Raw genomic sequence first — 16,687 nt, 5'->3', positions numbered from 1 at the left:
GGAACGGCGGGGCCTGGGCGCGCGACGTGCGCCGGGTGGCGGACGGGCTTGGGACGGGCGCGGGGCGGCGGGCCGGCTCCGGGCGGGCGCCGGGCGGGCGGGTGGTGGCGGAGCGGTGGCATAAACGCTATTCGCGCGTGGAAACGCGAGGAGAGCGTGTTTGTGTGCGTGGACCGCGTTTATGCGTGGGTGGCGGCGGCAGCACGCCGGCGCTCGCGGACAGCGCGCGGCGAGCCCGGGCGCGACGTGAGGAAGCGCGCGCTGTGCGGGCCGCGCCTCGCACCGGCGGAACGAGCGGCGCGAGTCAGTGGCGATGGCGCGCCGCAGCGGCGCGGAGCGACTGGATCGCCCGGTCGGGATCGTCGGCGCCGAAGACGGCGGATCCCGCGACGAACGTGTCGGCGCCCGCCTCGGCGGCCTGGGCGATCGTCGACTCGCCGATGCCGCCGTCGACCTGGAGCCACACGTTCGATCCGCGGCGCTTCGCCTCGTCGGCGAGGGCACGCAGCTTCGGCATGGTCTCGGGCATGAACGACTGGCCACCGAACCCGGGCTCGACGGTCATGACGAGGATCTGATCGAACTCGTTCAGCGAGTCGAACAGGTTCTCGACGGGTGTGCCGGGCTTCACGGCGACACCGGCTCGCGCGCCGATCGACCGCAGCTGCCGGGCGAGGGTGATCGGGGATGCCGCTGCCTCGAGGTGGAACGTCACCGAGGCCGCCCCCAGCTCGGCGTAGGCGGGTGCCCACCGATCGGGGTCGTCGATCATGAGGTGCACGTCGAGCGGGACCGGGCTCGTCTCCTGGATGCGCCCCACCATCTGCGGCCCGAACGTGAGGTTCGGCACGAAGTGGTTGTCCATCACGTCGACGTGCACGAAGTCGGCGCCCGCGATGCGCGCGAGCTCGGCCTCCATGTTCACGAAGTCGGCGGCCAGGATGCTCGGATTGATGCGCGGGGCGTCGGTAGGCACCCGACCATTATGTGTGCGCGCCGCCCGGAGAGGACGTCAACGCTTGCGAAGGAGCGCGATCGACATCGCGTCCGTTCCGTGCCGGTGGGGCCACAGCTGCGCGCGGAGCGAGCCGTCCGCCTGGTCGGGCAGGTCGATCTCGCGCAGCGCCACCGAACGCACGACGGCCCGGGCATCGAGTTCTTCGGCCGCGTCTCCGAGGGTGCGCTTGACCTCGGCGAGAACCCCGGAGGTTTCGGCGAGATGGGGCGAACACGTCACGTACGCCACGACACCGCCGGGTTTGAGCGCCTCGAACGCGGCCAGGACGAGTTCCTGCTGCAGCGCGGTCAGGTCGGGGACGTCGGATGGGACCTTGCGCCACCGCGCCTCCGGCCGACGTCGGAGCGCACCGATGCCCGTGCACGGCGCGTCGACGAGGATGCGGTCGTACTGCTCGGGACTTCGCGCGGCGCGCTCCCGTCCGTCTTCTTCGCTGACCGTCACGTCGAGAGGGACGGATGCCACGGCCTGCCGGACCAATCCGGCCCGCGCGGGCGCGATCTCGTTCGCATCGAGCTGCGCCCCGTGCGCGAGCGCTTCCGCCGCGAGCAGGGCGGTCTTCCCACCGGGGCCGGCGCAGAGGTCGAGCCAGCGCTCACCTTCGCGCACCGGCATCGCTCTGCTCAGCGCGAGCGCCGCAAGCTGGGAGCCCTCGTCCTGCACCCGGATCCGTCCCTCGCTCGCGCGGATGAGACCCTCGGGGTCTCCCCCGCCGTGCGTCGTGAACGCGGTCGGGGCGAAACGCGCGGCCGTGGCGTCGTCGGGGGCCTCGGCGAGACCGGGGAGCGCGACCATCGCCACCCGCGGAGCGACGTTGTCGGCATCGAGCAGCTCGGCGAGCTCGTCGGCGCGGCCCTCGGCCGTGAGCGCGCGACGCAGGGCCCGGACGATCCAGACCGGGTGCGAGGTGGTGACACCGATGCGCTCGTCGTCGCTGCGCGCAGCCGCGGCGATGCGGTCCATCCACTCGCCCGGGGTATCGCGCGAGACGCGCCGCAGCACGGCATTGGCGAATCCTGCGGCGCCCTTTCCTCCCCCGTGGCGACGCGCCAGCTCCACCGACTCGTTCACGGCGGCGTGCGAGGCGACGCGCGTCGACAGCAGCTGGTGCACGCCGAGTCGCAGGGCGTCGAGCACGGCGGGATCGATGCGTTCGACGCTGCGGTCGGCGGCGAGGGCGATGATCGCGTCGTAGGTCCCCCGCCGCCGGAGGGTGCCGTAGGTCAGTTCGGTCGCGAGGCCCGCGTCTTTGGCATCCAGGTTCGCCCGCACAATGGCGTGCGGCAGCAACAGGTTCGCGTACGCCTCGTCCCCCGAGACCGCTCGGAGAACCTCGTACGCGACGGCGCGCGCTCCCTGCACGCTCATGCGCCCAGCACCGGCTCGCTCGTGCGCAGACCGCGGAACCAGTCGCCCGCCGCCATCGCCCCTTTACCCGCCGGCTGGACGGTGACGAGGCGGAGCGGGCGGGATCCGGTTCCGACGATCACGTCCTTGCCGGATGCCGTGACCCGGCCGGGCGGAAGGGGCGGGTCATCGGTGCTCACGGCGCGCAGCACTTTGAAACGCGCGCCGTCGAGGGTGGTGTGCGCGCCCGGCTCAGGCGTGACCCCGGCGATCCGATGCAGGAGGACATCGGCATCCTGTGTGAAATCGAGCGCACCGTCGTCGAGCGTGAGCTTGGGGGCGAGGGTCGGCTCGCCCTGTTGCGGGGTGCTGACGGCCGTGCCGTCGGCGATGGCGCCGACCACGCGGGCGAGCAGCGGAGCGCCGATTCCGGCCAGGTCGTCGAGCACCTCGGCCGCCGTCGCGTCGACGGGGATCTCGTAGCGCTCCTCGGCGAAGACGTCGCCGGCGTCGAGAGCGGCGACGAGCTGGAACACGCTGGCTCCGGTCACCGTGTCGCCCGCGATGAGCGCGCGCTGCACCGGCGCGGCTCCTCGCCACCGCGGCAGGAGCGAGAAGTGCAGGTTGATCCACCCGCGCGCCGGGGTCGACAGCAGCGGCTCGCGCACGAGCCCGCCGTACGCGACGATCACACCCAGCTCCGGCTCGAGCGCGGCGATGCGCTCGGTCGCCTCGGCGTCGAGGCGGTCGGCCTTGATGACGGGGAGGCCGAGGTCGACGGCCGCCTGTGCGACGGGCGACGGTGTCAACACGCGCTTGCGTCCGAGGGGAGCGTCGCCGCGGGTGACGACGGCCGCGATCTCGTGCGGGCCGGATGCCAGGGCTCGCAGTGAGGGAACGGCGACGGCGGGGGTGCCGGCGAAGACGAGGCGCATGGGTCTCCTCAGACTCTCGGGAGCGGACGGACGGGGTGGCACGCCGCTCAGAGGTCGGGCTCGGGGATGTCGAGGCGAACTCTGAGCGTACTGCGCTGTTTCGGTCCGCGATCTTTGCGCGAGCTGCGAGCGCGGAGGGCATCGGCGATGACGCCGGCGCGTAACGCCTCGGCCACGGCCTTGCCGTGCGCGTAGTCGAAGCGCACCAGCGCGCGAGAGGTCGACACGTCGGGCGATTCCGATGTGTCCACCGGACCCAGGATCGCGAGCGGGTCGAGATCGGGCACCGTTTCGCGCAGCGACGACAAGAGAGTGTCGACGTTCCGGGCGTGTCCGTCGACGCTCGCGACACGGACGGCGGGAGGCATCCTGAGCGGTACCCGGTCCGCAAGCTCGGCACGGGCGTAAGCGGGCTGCGTCCACGTCGCCAACGCGCGGGCGACCGGGCCGGCCACTCCGACCAGGTGCACCGGTGCTCCCGGTGCGGCCAGGGCTGCGGCGTTCGACCACCAGCGGAGGCAGCTCTCGCCGATGCGGAGGGCTTCGTTCTGGAGCATGCGGTCGCCGTCGAGCAGGATGACGGCGCGATAGCCTCCGCGAGCGATCGGCTCGGCTCCGCGGGTGGCGATGACCAGGGCGGGATGGCCGTCGACCTCGGCGACCGGGTGGGCGCCGTCGGCGATGATCACGCGGGTGTTCGGGAACGCGCGCCCCAGTTCGTCGGCGGTGCGCTCGCTGCCCGACGACGCCATGCGGAGCTTCGTCGAGTGGCAATGTCCGCACGTCCAGGCGTGCGCGCTGCGGCCACACCACGCGCACACGGGGACGGCACCGGGCCGAGCGGCTCGCAGGGGTCCCGCACAGTGCTGACAGCGGGCGGGACGACGGCAGTCCGCGCACACCAGGGACGGAGCGTACCCGGGCCGTGCGACCTGCACGAGCACCGGACCGCTCTGCAACGCCTCGCGCGCGGCCGCGAACGCCGACGACGGCACGCGCGCCTGACGCTGCTCTCCTTCGCGCGTGGCGCTCAGCACGACGCGAGGGCTCGCACGCCGAGAGGGGGCGATCTCGCGCACGTACCCGACGTCGACGAGACGTTGGACGTCGGTCGTGCGCGTGTGCCCGGCGAAGACGAGGGCCGACCCCTCGAGCTCTTGGCGCACGAGAGCGGCGTCGCGGGCATGGACGCCGGGGGCGAGCGGCTCCGACAGGAGCGAGTCGCCGTCGTCCCAGATGGCCACGAGGCCGGTGTCGTGCGCGGGAGCGTAGACGCCGGAACGACGGCCCACCACGATGCACGGCACGGGTGCCAGGGTGCGCAGATACTGCGCGTAGCGGGCGGGGCCGGACTGATCCGCGTCGTCTCGGACGATGGCATCCGGAGTCACCAGCTCGCTCAGCGCCGCGAGCAGCTGCGCCTGGTCGCGGTAGTCGGGCACGACGAGGACGGCGCTCCTGCCCCGCGCGAGAGTGTGGACCGCCGCGGCGGCGAGGAGGTCTGCCCAAACGCCCCGCGGCAGCTCGGGGTGCGGGTACGGCGGCGCGTCGAGCGCGAGGCGCTCGCCGCTGTCGAGAGCGTCGGCGAGCCCCGGGTAGGGCCGCAGCAGGACGGCCGACCGCTCCCGTGCGGCCGGGACGACGTCGGGAGTCTCGGGGGGTGGAGAGGCGGCCCAGGCCTTCTCGGCACGGACCATCCGTTTGGGGACGGCGAGTCGCAGCACATCGCTCACCGACCCGGCGGCGCGGTCGGCCACGCGCCGGGCGAGCGTGTAGAGGCGCTCCGGGAGCACGGGCATCGGCGAGACGACGGCCTCGACGGAAGACAGCGGCCGCTCGGTGCCGTCGTCGGCCACGACGTCGACGACGAATGCGTCCATCATCCGTCCGACCGAGCGCAACGGCACTTTCACCCGCACGCCCGGGGCGATATCCGCCACGAGCGGGTGGGGCACCGCGTAGTCGAACAGGCGGTCGAGCTGCGGCACGGGAGACTCGAGCTGCACGCGTGCGACGCGACGCTCGCTCACGAGTGCACCCGCCGGGTGCAGTCGACGCCGCTCCCCCGTGGCGCGTTCGTGACGCCCGCCGGCACGGTCAGAGCCCGGCGGCGGCGCGCAGCTCGTCGACGCGGTCGGTGCGCTCCCAGGTGAAGTCGGGCAGCTCGCGGCCGAAGTGGCCGTACGTCGCCGTCTGCGCGTAGATCGGTCGCAGCAGGTCGAGCTGCTCGACGATGGCCTTCGGACGCAGGTCGAACACGTCGCGGATCGCGCGGACGATCACCTCATCGGCCACGTGAGCGGTGCCGAACGACTCCACATACAGACCCACGGGGTTCGCCTTGCCGATCGCGTAGGCGATCTGCACCTCGAGGCGGTCGGCGAGACCTGCCGCGACGGCGTTCTTCGCGACCCACCGCATGGCGTAGGCGGCCGAACGGTCGACCTTGGACGGGTCTTTGCCGCTGAACGCGCCGCCACCGTGACGCGAGGCTCCGCCGTAGGTGTCGATGATGATCTTGCGGCCGGTGAGCCCGGCATCGCCCTTGGGTCCGCCGATCACGAAGGGACCCGCCGGGTTGATGTAGTACTTCACGTCGGGCAGCTCGAGCCCCGTCTCGGCGAGCACCGGGTCGATGACCTCGGCCTGGACCTGCGCCCGCAGGTCTTCCTGCGAGATGTCGGGGTGATGCTGGGTCGACAGCACGACGGAGTCGACGGTGCGCGGGGTGTGGCCGTCGTATCCCAGCGTCACCTGCGTCTTGCCGTCGGGGCGCAGGAAGGGCAGCGTTCCGTTCTTGCGGACGGATGCCAGGCGCTCGGCGATGCGGTGTGCGGTCCACGCCGCCATCGGCATGAGCTGCGGTGTCTCGTTGGTCGCGAAGCCGAACATGATGCCCTGGTCGCCCGCCCCCTGGAGATCGCGAGGGTCGACGGAACCGCGCTCGCGCTGCTCGAAGGCCTTGTTGACGCCGGCGGCGATGTCGGAGGACTGCGCCCCGATCGAGATGGACACGCCGCACGAGTCGCCGTCGAACCCGGTCTCGCTGGAGGTGTACCCGATGCGGTTGACCACGTCGCGCACGATCGCCGGGATCTCGACGTAGGCGCTGGTCGACACCTCGCCGGCGACGTGGACGAGCCCCGTCGTGACGAGGGTCTCTACCGCGACGCGGCCGGTCGGGTCGTCGGTGAGGATCGCATCGAGGATGCTGTCCGAGATCTGGTCGCAGATCTTGTCGGGGTGTCCTTCGGTGACGGACTCGGACGTGAACAGGCGCAGGTCGGTCAAGACGACTCCGTGGGGTGAGCGAGTGGGGCGAGCGAGGGGAACGGGCACAAGTATGCCCCGGGCGGCGGTGAGCCGCCCGGGGCATCGTCACATCTGTGAACAGATCACGTGTGAGCTGTGACTGTGGATTACTCCGCCGCGCGCAGGCGCAGCTTGTCTTCGTGGATCTCGTGCAGCGCGATCGTGAGCGGCTTGTCTTCGACCGTGGAGTCGACGAGCGGGCCGACGTTGTCGAAGAGGTTTCCCTCGTGCAGGTCGGAGTAGTAGTCGTTGATCTGGCGCGCCCGCTTGGACGCGTAGATCACGAGCTGGTACTTCGAGTCGACCTTGTCGAGCAGCGCGTCGATGGGCGGGTCGATGATGCCCTGGTTACGTCCGGCCATGGGGAACCTCCTGGTTCGGCGGGATGGGTGGATGCGGCGCGCGACGCGCCGAAGCATCCTGTCATTCTATCCGACGCTCGCGTCGGGTGTGCTCTGCACCCGTCGGCTCAGCGGATCGCGGGATCGCCGGGTCGCCGCGCGGCGAGAGCCACGACCTCGGCGGCCGCGCGGGCGACGTCGTCGTTCACGACGCGGTAGTCGAACTCGTTCTGCGCCGCCAGCTCGACGCGCGCCGTGCGCAGTCGCCGCGCTCGCTCTTCGGCATCCTCGGTCCCTCGGCCGACGAGGCGCTGGACGAGTTCGTCCCAGCTCGGCGGGAGCAGGAAGACGAGCGTCGCCGACGGTTCGGCGGCGCGCACCTGACGCGCCCCCTGCAGATCGATCTCGAGCAGGGCCGTTCCGCCCGCGGCCAGCACATGCTCGATGGGCTCACGCGGCGTGCCGTAACGGTGGCGGTTGTGGACGGTTGCCCACTCGAGCAGCGCGTCTTCGTCGACCAGACGGTCGAACTCGGCGTCGTCGACGAAGTAGTAGTGCTCGCCCTCGACCTCTCCGGGACGGGGAGCCCGGGTGGTCGCCGACACGGACAGGTGGATCTCGGGGTGGTGGTCCTTGATGTACGCCGCGACGGTTCCTTTGCCCACGGCCGTGGGACCGGCCAGCACGATCAACCGACTCCGGCCGGCGCGAGGGCCAGGTTCGGGCCACCGGCTGTCGAGGTAGTCGCGGAGCGCATCACGCTGGCGCGACCCCAGCCCGCCGAGGCGCTTGACCGGTGAGATGCCGAGCGAGTCGAGGATGCGGTCGCGCTTGTTCTCGCCGATCGCGGGGATCGCGGTCAGGAACTCGGTCACGCGCATCGCGCCCGCAGCCGACGACGGGTCTTCGAGACCGCGCCGAAGCAGCTCCTGCGGGCTGATGACGCGCGTCGACACGTCGCGCTTGAGTGCTGCCCGCTCTCGACGGGCGGCGACCGCGCGGCGAGAGGCCGCGGCGCGATCCACCTCGGGCGGTCGACGGGACTCAGCCACGGGACACCCCCTGATACAGCGCGGCGCGCTCCTCGATGCGGCCGGCGAGTCGATCCGGTCCCACCGCGAGGACGCTGCGGCTCTCGTTCGCGACGACCGCCGACGCGACGTACCCGAACAGCCGGCCGAGGTCGGCCGGTTGCGCGCCCTGTGCGCCGAAGCCGGGGGCCAGGATCGGCATCCCCGCCAGTGCCACGTCGCCCAGACCGAAGGCGGTCCGGTCGACCGTCGCTCCGACCACGACGCCGATCGAACCGAGGGCACCGGGTGCGCCGATGTTCGCTTCGTTCACGTCATGCGCGACGCGCGCGGCGACGTGTTCGTGGTCGCCCACGGCGAGGGCGTCGTCGACGATCGCGCTCTGAAGGGCGCGCGCCTCGGGATTGCTGGTCGCGGTCAGGACGAAGGCGCCCTTGCCGTGACGGATCGCCAGCGACAGCGTGTCGCGCAGCGAGTCGGCGCCCATGTAGGGCGACAGGGTCACGGCATCCGCTTCGAGGGGTGAACCGGGCTCGAGCCACGCGTGGGCGTAGCCCTCCATGGTCGTGCCGATGTCGCCGCGCTTCGCGTCGGCGATGACCAGCAGACCCGCGTCACGGGCGGCGGCCATCACGTCTTCGAGCGCGGCGAAACCGCGCGAGCCGTAGCGCTCGTAGAACGCCACCTGCGGCTTCACGACCCCGACCCGGCCGCGGGCGGCCTCGACCACCCGCAGGCCGAAGTCGCGGGCACCGGATGCCGTGGCATCCAGCCCCCACGCCGACAGGAGCGCGGCGTGGGGGTCGATGCCGACGCACAGGGCGCCGTGGGTCGACAGAGCGGCGCTGAGCCGCTGACCGAACGACTCGCTCACAGGCGACCCGCGCGGTCGATGGCGTACTCCTGGAGGCTGCGCACCGCGAAGCCGTCCTTCATGGCCCCGAGAGCGCTCACCGCGGCGCCGAGCACCGCCATCGTGGTGAACAGCGCCTTGTCGGCGGCGACGGCGGCGGCGCGGATCTCGTATCCGTCGGCGCGGGCCGTGCCACCGCTGGGGGTGTTGACGATCATGTCGATCTCCCCCGCGTTGATGAGGTCGACGACGTTCTGCTGGTCCGACCCCTGCGTCTCGGAGTACTTCTCGACGACCTGCACACGGATGCCGTTGCGGGCGAGGATCTCGGCCGTGCCCTCGGTCGCGAGCAGCGAGAAGCCGAGCTCCTGCAGCCGGTGGGCGGGCAGGATCACGGCGCGCTTGTCGGCGTCGGCGACCGAGATGAACACGGTCCCCGAGGTCGGCATGCCGCCGTACGCGGCCTCCTGCGACTTCGCGAAGGCGGTCGGGAAGTCGCGGTCGATGCCCATGACCTCGCCGGTGGAGCGCATCTCGGGTCCGAGCACGCTGTCGACGGTGTGCCCGTCGGCGGTGCGGAACCGCTTGAACGGCAGAACGGCCTCCTTGACGGCGACGGGGGCGTCGAGCGGCACGCGCGAGCCGTCCTGCTCGGGCAGGAGACCCTCGGCGATGAGTTCCGCGATGGTGCTGCCGGCCATGATGCGGCTGGCGGCCTTGGCGAGCGGGATGCCGAGCGCCTTGGAGACGAACGGCACCGTGCGGCTCGCGCGGGGGTTCGCCTCGATGACGTAGAGCACGCCGGCCGAGATCGCGAACTGCACGTTCAGCAGGCCCCGGACGCCGACGCCCTTCGCGATCGCGAGGGTCGCCTCGCGGACGCGGTCGACCTCGGTGCGACCGAGCGACACCGGCGGGAGGGTGCAGGACGAGTCGCCGGAGTGGATGCCGGCCTCCTCGAGGTGCTCCATGACACCGCCGATGTAGAGGTCGGTGCCGTCGTACAGCGCGTCGACGTCGAGCTCGATCGCATCGTCGAGGAAGCGGTCCACGAGCAGCGGCAGGCCGGGGCCGATGATCGCCTGGTCGGCGACGCGCACGAAGTAGTCGCGCAGCGCCTCGGTCGAGTAGACGATCTCCATGCCGCGGCCGCCGAGCACGAAGCTCGGGCGCACGAGCACCGGGTAGCCGATCTCCTCGGCCACGGTGACCGCACCCTCGACGTCGATCGCGGTGCCGTTGCGGGGCGCGACGAGGCCGGCGTCGTCGAGCAGGCGCGAGAACAGCTCGCGCTCCTCGGCCAGGTCGATCGCCTCGGGGCTCGTGCCGAGGATCGTGTAACCGGCGGCCTCGATGCCCTTCGCCAGGCCCAGCGGCGTCTGACCGCCGAGCTGGCAGACGACGCCGAGGATCGTGCCGGACTGCGACTCGGCGTGGAGCACCTCGAGCACGTCCTCGAGCGTCAGCGGCTCGAAGTACAGGCGGTCGGAGGTGTCGTAGTCGGTCGACACGGTCTCGGGGTTGCAGTTGACCATGACGGTCTCGTACCCGGCGTCCGACAGCGCGAACGACGCGTGCACGCACGAGTAGTCGAACTCGACGCCCTGGCCGATGCGGTTCGGGCCCGAGCCGATGATGACGACCTTGGTGCGGTCGGAGGGGGTGACCTCGGTCTCGGCGTCGTACGAGGAGTAGTGGTACGGCGTGAGGGCCGGGAACTCCCCCGCGCACGTGTCGACCGTCTTGTACACCGGGCGCACGTCGAGCGCGTACCGCGCCTCGCGCACGGCGGACTCGTCGAGACCGCGGATCTCGGCGATCTGGGCGTCGCTGAAGCCGTGCTCCTTCGCGACGCGCAGGGTGTCGGCATCCAGCTCGTCGGCTGCGCCGATGAACTCCGCGACTTCGTTGATCAGCACCATCTGGTCGATGAACCACGGGTCGATCGCCGTCGCGTCGAACGCCTGCTCGGGCGTCGCGCCCTTGCGCAGCGCCTGCTGCAGCACGACGATGCGCCCGTCGGTCGGGGTCTTCGCGATCTCGAGCAGCTCGGAGGCCGTCCGCGACTCCTCGCCCCAGTGGAAGCTCGAGCCGCGCTTCTCGAGCGAGCGCAGCGCCTTCTGCAGGGCCGTGGTGTAGTTGCGGCCGATGGCCATGGCCTCGCCGACCGACTTCATGGTCGTCGTGAGGGTGGTGTCGGCGGCGGGGAACTTCTCGAAGTTGAACCGCGGAACCTTGACCACGACGTAGTCGAGCGTGGGCTCGAAGCTCGCCGGGGTCACCTTGGTGATGTCGTTCGGTATCTCGTCGAGGCGGTAGCCGATCGCGAGCTTCGCTGCGATCTTCGCGATCGGGAAGCCCGTGGCCTTCGACGCGAGCGCCGAGGACCGCGACACGCGGGGGTTCATCTCGATGACGATGATGCGGCCCGTCTTCGGGTCGACGGCGAACTGGATGTTGCAGCCGCCGGTGTCGACGCCGACGGCGCGGATGATGTCGATGCCGATGTCGCGCAGGCGCTGGTACTCGCGGTCGGTCAGCGTCAGCGCGGGAGCCACGGTGATCGAGTCGCCCGTGTGCACGCCGACGGGGTCGACGTTCTCGATCGAGCAGACGACGACCGTGTTGTCGGCGGTGTCGCGCATGAGCTCGAGCTCGTACTCCTTCCACCCGAGGATCGACTCCTCGAGCAGCACCTCGTTGGTGGGCGAGTCGTGCAGGCCCGCGCCGCCGATGCGGCGGAGGTCGGCCTCGTCGTACGCGAAGCCCGAGCCGAGCCCACCCATCGTGAAGGAGGGACGGACGACCAGCGGGTAGCCGAGCTTCTCGGCGCCGGCGAGCAGTTCGTCCATGGAGTGGCAGATGACGGATGCCGCGACGTCGGCGCCCGCCTCGATGACGAGCTCCTTGAAGATCTGTCGGTCCTCACCGCGGTTGATCGCGTCGAAGTCGGCGCCGATGAGCTCGACGTCGTACTTCTCGAGGATGCCGCGCTTGTGCAGCTGGATCGCCGCGTTCAGCGCCGTCTGTCCGCCGAGCGTCGGGAGCACGGCATCCGGCTTCTCCTTGGCGATGATCGACTCGATCACCTCGGGGGTGATCGGTTCGATGTAGGTCGCGTCGGCGAAGTCGGGGTCGGTCATGATCGTCGCCGGGTTGGAGTTGACGAGGATGACGCGCACCCCCTCTTCGCGGAGCACGCGGCACGCCTGGGTGCCGGAGTAGTCGAACTCGCAGGCCTGGCCGATGACGATCGGGCCGGAGCCGATGACGAGGACGGAGTTGATGTCGTCGCGCTTAGGCATTGTTCTTCTCCTGGGTGGCGAGAACCATCTCGCGGAAGCGGTCGAACAGGTAGTTGGCGTCGTGCGGACCCGAGGCTGCCTCGGGGTGGTACTGCACGCTGAACGCGGGGATGTCGAGGGCGCGCAGTCCCTCGACGACGTTGTCGTTGAGGCCGATGTGGCTCACCTCGACGCGGCCGAAGCCGTTGGGGCTGTCGACGACCTGGTCGAGGGGCGCGTCGACCGCGAAGCCGTGGTTCTGCGAAGTGATCTCGACGCGGCCGGTGGTCTTGTCGAGCACGGGCTGGTTGATGCCGCGGTGGCCGAACGGCAGCTTGTACGTGCCGAAGCCGAGGGCGCGGCCCAGCAGCTGGTTGCCGAAGCAGATGCCGAAGAACGGCAGTCCGTCGCTCAGCACCTCGCGCAGCAGTTCGACGTGCTGATCGGATGCCGCGGGATCGCCGGGTCCGTTGGAGTAGAACGCCGCGACCGGTTCGATCGCGCGGATCTCGTCGATCGTCGCCGACTGCGGGAAGACGTGCACGTCGAAGCCACGGGCGGCGAGGTTGTCGATCGTGGACTTCTTCACACCCAGGTCGAGGACGGCGAGGTTGCCGATGCGCTCGGCCGTGGCCGGGGTCACCTCGACCTCGGACACCGAGACCTCGGCGGACAGGTTGCGGCCGGCCATCCCGGGTGCCTCGCGGACGCGACGCAGCTGCTCGTCCGCGTCGAGGTTCGCCGCCTCGCCCGAGAAGACCCCGCCGCGCATGCTGCCCGAGGAGCGGATGCGACGGGTCACGGCGCGCGTGTCGATGCCGGAGATGCCCACGATCCCGTCTTCGACGAGCGCCTCGTCGAGCGAGCGGTTCGCACGCCAGTTCGACACCATGCGCGAGGGGTCGCGCACGACATAACCGGCGACCCAGATGCGCCGCGACTCGGGGTCTTCGTCGTTCACTCCGGTGTTGCCGATGTGCGGGGCTGTCTGCAGCACGATCTGACCCGCGTACGAGGGGTCGGTGATCGTCTCCTGGTAGCCGGTCATGCCCGTGGCGAAGACGACCTCGCCGAGGGTCTCGCCGCGCGCACCGTACGCGCGGCCGGTGTAACGGGTGCCGTCTTCGAGCACGAGGACGGCCGGGTCGCGCGTCAGGCGCGCGGAAGGGATCAGGGCGGTCATGCGTCGCTTCCTGTCGTGGTGATGAGCGGACGGATGGCGTCGGCGAGGGCTTTCGCCGAGGCATCCTGAGGTCGGAGGTAGGTGTCGACGACGGTGTCGTCGTCGATGCGCCAGGCGACGCGGGTCAGGCCGTCGCGCTCGACCACGCGGTCGATGGCGACGGTCGCCTGGTTCGCGTCGATCAGGCGGTCGCGGGTGAGCGCGATGCGAGGCTGGCCCGGGAGGTCGAGGGCGACGCCGGCCGTCGTGACGGTGACGTCGACGCGGGAGCGGAAGCCGAGACCCTTTACCGCGAGACGCTCGAGCGGCTCGTCGTGACGGGTCGTGGCGACGTAGAGCCCCGGGAACACCGCCGTCTCGACGGCGTCCGCGGGCAGCTCCCCCAACGGGGCGGAGTAGCGCGCATCGCGCCGCGTTCGTCGCCACCACGCCCACGCGAGGACACCGAGCGCGACCACGGCCACGCCCGCCATCACGAGGAGGGCGCCCTCGCGGGTCACGCGAGGACCCCGGGCGTCTCGAGCAGCGCACCGTCGGCGACGGTCGGGATGCCGGAACGCACGGTCCAGCGCACCTCTCCCGGCAGTTCCCGCCCGAGGTACGGCGAGTTCTTGCTGCGACCGCGCAGGTCGGTCACCGAGAACGCGCGTGAGGGGCGCGGGTCGTACAGGGTGAACGACGCCGGCTGTCCGGCGGCGAGGGGTGTGCCGTGTCCGTCCAGACGGCCGATCCGCGCCGGGGCCTTCGACATCACCCGGGCGACGTCGTCCCAGCCGAGCAGGCCGGTGTCGACCATCGCCTGCTGCACGACCCGGAGAGCGCTCTCGAGGCCCACCATGCCATTCGCCGCAGCCGACCACTCGCACGCCTTCGCCTCGGCGGGGTGCGGCGCGTGGTCAGTGGCGACGATGTCGATCGTGCCGTCGGCGAGACCCTCGCGCACGGCCATCACGTCTTCCTCGCGGCGCAGCGGCGGGTTGACCTTGAAGCGCGCGTCGTAGTCGCGCACGAGTTCGTCGGTCAGCAGCAGGTGGTGCGGGGTCACCTCGGCGGTGACGTTCACGCCGCGCTTCTTGGCCCAGCGGATGATGTCGACCGAACCGGCGGTGCTCAGGTGGCACACGTGCAGGCGAGAGCCCACGTGCTCGGCCAGCAGAACGTCGCGGGCGATGATGGACTCCTCGGCGACGGCCGGCCAACCGGTGAGGCCCAGCTCCGCCGAGACGGCGCCCTCGTTCATCTGCGCGCCTTCGGTGAGGCGCGGGTCCTGCGCGTGCTGCGCGATGACGCCGTCGAACGCCTTCACGTACTCGAGCGCTCGCCGCATGATGAGCGGGTCGAACACGCAGAAGCCGTCGTCGCTGAACACGCGGACGCGGGCCCGCGAGTCGGCCATCGCGCCGAGCTCGGCGAGACGCTCGCCCTTCTGTCCGACGGTGACGGCGCCGATCGGCTGCACGTGGACGTACCCCGCGGCCTCGCCGAGCGCGAACTCCTGCTCGACCACACCGGCGGTGTCGGCGGTCGGCGAGGTGTTGGGCATCGCGAAGACGGTGGTGAAACCGCCGGCCGCCGCGGCGCGGGATCCGGTGAGGACGGTCTCGGATGCCTCGAACCCGGGCTCGCGCAGGTGCACGTGCAGGTCGACCAGGCCGGGCAGGGCGATGAGCCCGTCGGCGTCGACGACCGTGGCGCCCGCGTGCGACAGGCCGGTGCCCGTCTCGGCGATGACCCCGTCGTGGACGAGGAAGTCGGTGGCATCCTGACCCTCGACGCGAGCGCCGCGGACCAGAAGGGTCTGGGGGGTGGCGTGGCTCATCGAAGGTCCTCTTTCTCGGTGTGGGGCCGTTCGCCCGCGAGCAGCAGGTACAGCACGGCCATCCGCACGGAGACGCCGTTCGTGACCTGCTCGAGCACCGTCGAGCGAGGCGAATCGGCGGCTTCGGCGGAGATCTCCAGACCCCGGTTCATCGGACCGGGATGCATGACAATGCTATCGGGCGGCAGGGCTGCCAGGCGTCGCGCATCGAGGCCGTAGCGGCGCGAATACTCCCGTTCAGTGGGGAAATACGCGGCCGACATGCGCTCGAGCTGGATGCGGAGCATCATGAGCGCGTCGGGACCCGCGGCGATCGCGTGATCGAGGTCGTAGTCGACCTCGATGGGCCAGCCGCTGACGTCCTGCGGCACGAGGGTCGGCGGGGCGACCAGTGTCACGTGCGCACCGAGCGTGTGCAGCAGCCACACATTCGACCGCGCGACGCGCGAGTGCAGCACGTCGCCGACGATCGTGACCCGGATGCCGTCGAGCCCGCGGCCGCGGCTGTCGTCGCCGAACAGGCGCTTGCGGATCGTGAAGGCGTCGAGCAGCGCCTGCGTCGGATGCTCGTGCGTGCCGTCTCCCGCGTTGACGACGCCCGCGGTGATCCAGCCGCTGGTGGCGAGGGTGCGCGGGGCGCCGGAGGCTCCGTGGCGGATGACGACGGCATCCGCCCCCATCGCCTGGAGGGTCTGGGCGGTGTCCTGCAGCGACTCGCCCTTGCTGACGCTCGAGCCCTTCGCCGAGAAGTTGATGACGTCGGCGGAGAGGCGCTTGGCAGCGGCCTCGAACGAGATGCGCGTGCGGGTGGAGTCCTCGAAGAAGAGGTTGACCACCGTCTTGCCGCGCAGTGTCGGGAGCTTCTTGACCTCACGGCGCTGGGTGTCGGCCATGTCCTCTGCGACGTCGAGGATCTCGATGGCCTCGGCTCGCGAGAGGTGCTGGGTGTCGAGGAGGTGCCTCATGATTCGATCGTCACCTCTTCGACGCCGTCCGTCTCGGCGAGGCGGACGTTCACGCGCTCGTCGCGGGAACTGGGGAGGTTCTTGCCCACGAAGTCGGGGCGGATCGGCAGCTCGCGGTGGCCGCGGTCGATGAGGGTCGCGAGGCGCACGGCGGCGGGGCGCCCGATGTCCTGCAGGGCGTCGAGGGCGGCGCGGATGCTGCGACCCGAGAACAGCACGTCGTCGACCAGCACGACGGTCTTGCCGTCGATGCCGCCCGCGGGGATCTCGGTCTTGCGCGGTGCCCGCGTGGGGTTGCGGTGCAGATCGTCGCGGTACATCGTCACGTCGAGCGAGCCGACCGGAACGGGCGCTCCCCCGAATTCACTGACCAGCGGGCCGATCCGGTTCGCGAGCGTGACGCCGCGGGTCGGGATGCCGAGGAGGACGAGTCCTTCCGGTCCCTTGTTGGACTCCAGGATCTCGTGCGAGATGCGCGTCAAAGCGCGGGCGATGTCGGCATCGTGCATGACGGTGCGCGTATTCATCCGCTGCTCCCTTCTCCGCCTCACGGGACGGGGTTAAAGGTTGCTGTGGTTCGTCGACCAGCTTAGCGGGTG

Annotated in this window: 14 protein-coding genes; all 14 read right to left on the bottom strand. The window is 71.0% G+C overall.

The genetic code is table 11. The features are described from left to right. Nucleotides 1-304: 304 nt before the first annotated feature. The 14 genes from rpe to pyrR all read right to left on the bottom strand — a co-directional run bounded on the left by rpe (nt 305) and on the right by pyrR (nt 16,615). The gene (gene rpe, locus ACMW4R_RS14370) at nt 305-976 is read right to left on the bottom strand and encodes a ribulose-phosphate 3-epimerase (protein WP_058626369.1); all 672 of its coding nucleotides are present in this window, start codon (nt 974-976) and stop codon (nt 305-307) included. A 36-nt stretch (nt 977-1,012) separates the two neighbouring features. Further along, the gene (locus ACMW4R_RS14365; protein WP_058597279.1) at nt 1,013-2,386 is read right to left on the bottom strand and encodes an RsmB/NOP family class I SAM-dependent RNA methyltransferase; all 1,374 of its coding nucleotides are present in this window, start codon (nt 2,384-2,386) and stop codon (nt 1,013-1,015) included. Next, nucleotides 2,383-3,300: a methionyl-tRNA formyltransferase gene (gene fmt, locus ACMW4R_RS14360; RefSeq protein ID WP_058614728.1), complete on the bottom strand. Its 918-nt coding sequence runs from the start codon at nt 3,298-3,300 to the stop codon at nt 2,383-2,385. The genes ACMW4R_RS14365 and fmt overlap by 4 nt, the downstream gene beginning before the upstream one ends. 47 nt (nt 3,301-3,347) lie before the next feature. Further along, nucleotides 3,348-5,330 (bottom strand): primosomal protein N', encoded by a 1,983-nt coding sequence (locus ACMW4R_RS14355; protein WP_418300206.1) that lies wholly within the window; start codon nt 5,328-5,330, stop codon nt 3,348-3,350. A 67-nt stretch (nt 5,331-5,397) separates the two neighbouring features. Then, the gene (metK, locus tag ACMW4R_RS14350) at nt 5,398-6,591 is read right to left on the bottom strand and encodes a methionine adenosyltransferase (protein WP_058597282.1); all 1,194 of its coding nucleotides are present in this window, start codon (nt 6,589-6,591) and stop codon (nt 5,398-5,400) included. 128 nt (nt 6,592-6,719) lie between these two features. After that, nucleotides 6,720-6,974 (bottom strand): DNA-directed RNA polymerase subunit omega, encoded by a 255-nt coding sequence (gene rpoZ, locus ACMW4R_RS14345; RefSeq protein ID WP_013586629.1) that lies wholly within the window; start codon nt 6,972-6,974, stop codon nt 6,720-6,722. 107 nt (nt 6,975-7,081) lie between these two features. Then, entirely contained in the window at nt 7,082-8,005 is a 924-nt protein-coding gene (gene gmk / locus ACMW4R_RS14340) for a guanylate kinase (protein ID WP_418300205.1), read from the bottom strand. Next, entirely contained in the window at nt 7,998-8,858 is an 861-nt protein-coding gene (gene pyrF / locus ACMW4R_RS14335; protein ID WP_058626364.1) for an orotidine-5'-phosphate decarboxylase, read from the bottom strand. Before pyrF ends, gmk begins: the two co-directional genes overlap by 8 nt. Continuing rightward, nucleotides 8,855-12,142 (bottom strand): carbamoyl-phosphate synthase large subunit, encoded by a 3,288-nt coding sequence (gene carB / locus ACMW4R_RS14330; RefSeq protein ID WP_418300204.1) that lies wholly within the window; start codon nt 12,140-12,142, stop codon nt 8,855-8,857. The genes pyrF and carB overlap by 4 nt, the downstream gene beginning before the upstream one ends. Beyond that, on the bottom strand, nt 12,135-13,304 hold the full coding sequence (gene carA / locus ACMW4R_RS14325) for a glutamine-hydrolyzing carbamoyl-phosphate synthase small subunit (protein WP_418300203.1): 1,170 nt from the start codon (nt 13,302-13,304) through the stop codon (nt 12,135-12,137). The genes carB and carA overlap by 8 nt, the downstream gene beginning before the upstream one ends. Next, nucleotides 13,301-13,804, bottom strand: coding sequence for a hypothetical protein (locus tag ACMW4R_RS14320; RefSeq protein WP_418300202.1), 504 nt, complete (start codon nt 13,802-13,804; stop codon nt 13,301-13,303). The genes carA and ACMW4R_RS14320 overlap by 4 nt, the downstream gene beginning before the upstream one ends. After that, on the bottom strand, nt 13,801-15,123 hold the full coding sequence (locus tag ACMW4R_RS14315; protein WP_418300201.1) for a dihydroorotase: 1,323 nt from the start codon (nt 15,121-15,123) through the stop codon (nt 13,801-13,803). The genes ACMW4R_RS14320 and ACMW4R_RS14315 overlap by 4 nt, the downstream gene beginning before the upstream one ends. Next, on the bottom strand, nt 15,120-16,088 hold the full coding sequence (locus ACMW4R_RS14310) for an aspartate carbamoyltransferase catalytic subunit (RefSeq protein WP_058597289.1): 969 nt from the start codon (nt 16,086-16,088) through the stop codon (nt 15,120-15,122). Before ACMW4R_RS14310 ends, ACMW4R_RS14315 begins: the two co-directional genes overlap by 4 nt. Next, entirely contained in the window at nt 16,085-16,615 is a 531-nt protein-coding gene (pyrR, locus tag ACMW4R_RS14305; protein ID WP_058597290.1) for a bifunctional pyr operon transcriptional regulator/uracil phosphoribosyltransferase PyrR, read from the bottom strand. Before pyrR ends, ACMW4R_RS14310 begins: the two co-directional genes overlap by 4 nt. Between the last annotated feature and the right edge of the window lie 72 nt (nt 16,616-16,687).

The sequence above is a fragment of the Microbacterium sp. S1037 genome (assembly GCF_048381605.1).
GTDB lineage: Bacteria > Actinomycetota > Actinomycetes > Actinomycetales > Microbacteriaceae > Microbacterium > Microbacterium testaceum_B.
Note: the sequence above shows the minus strand (reverse complement) of the source record. Positions and strands in the feature narration are given on the sequence as shown.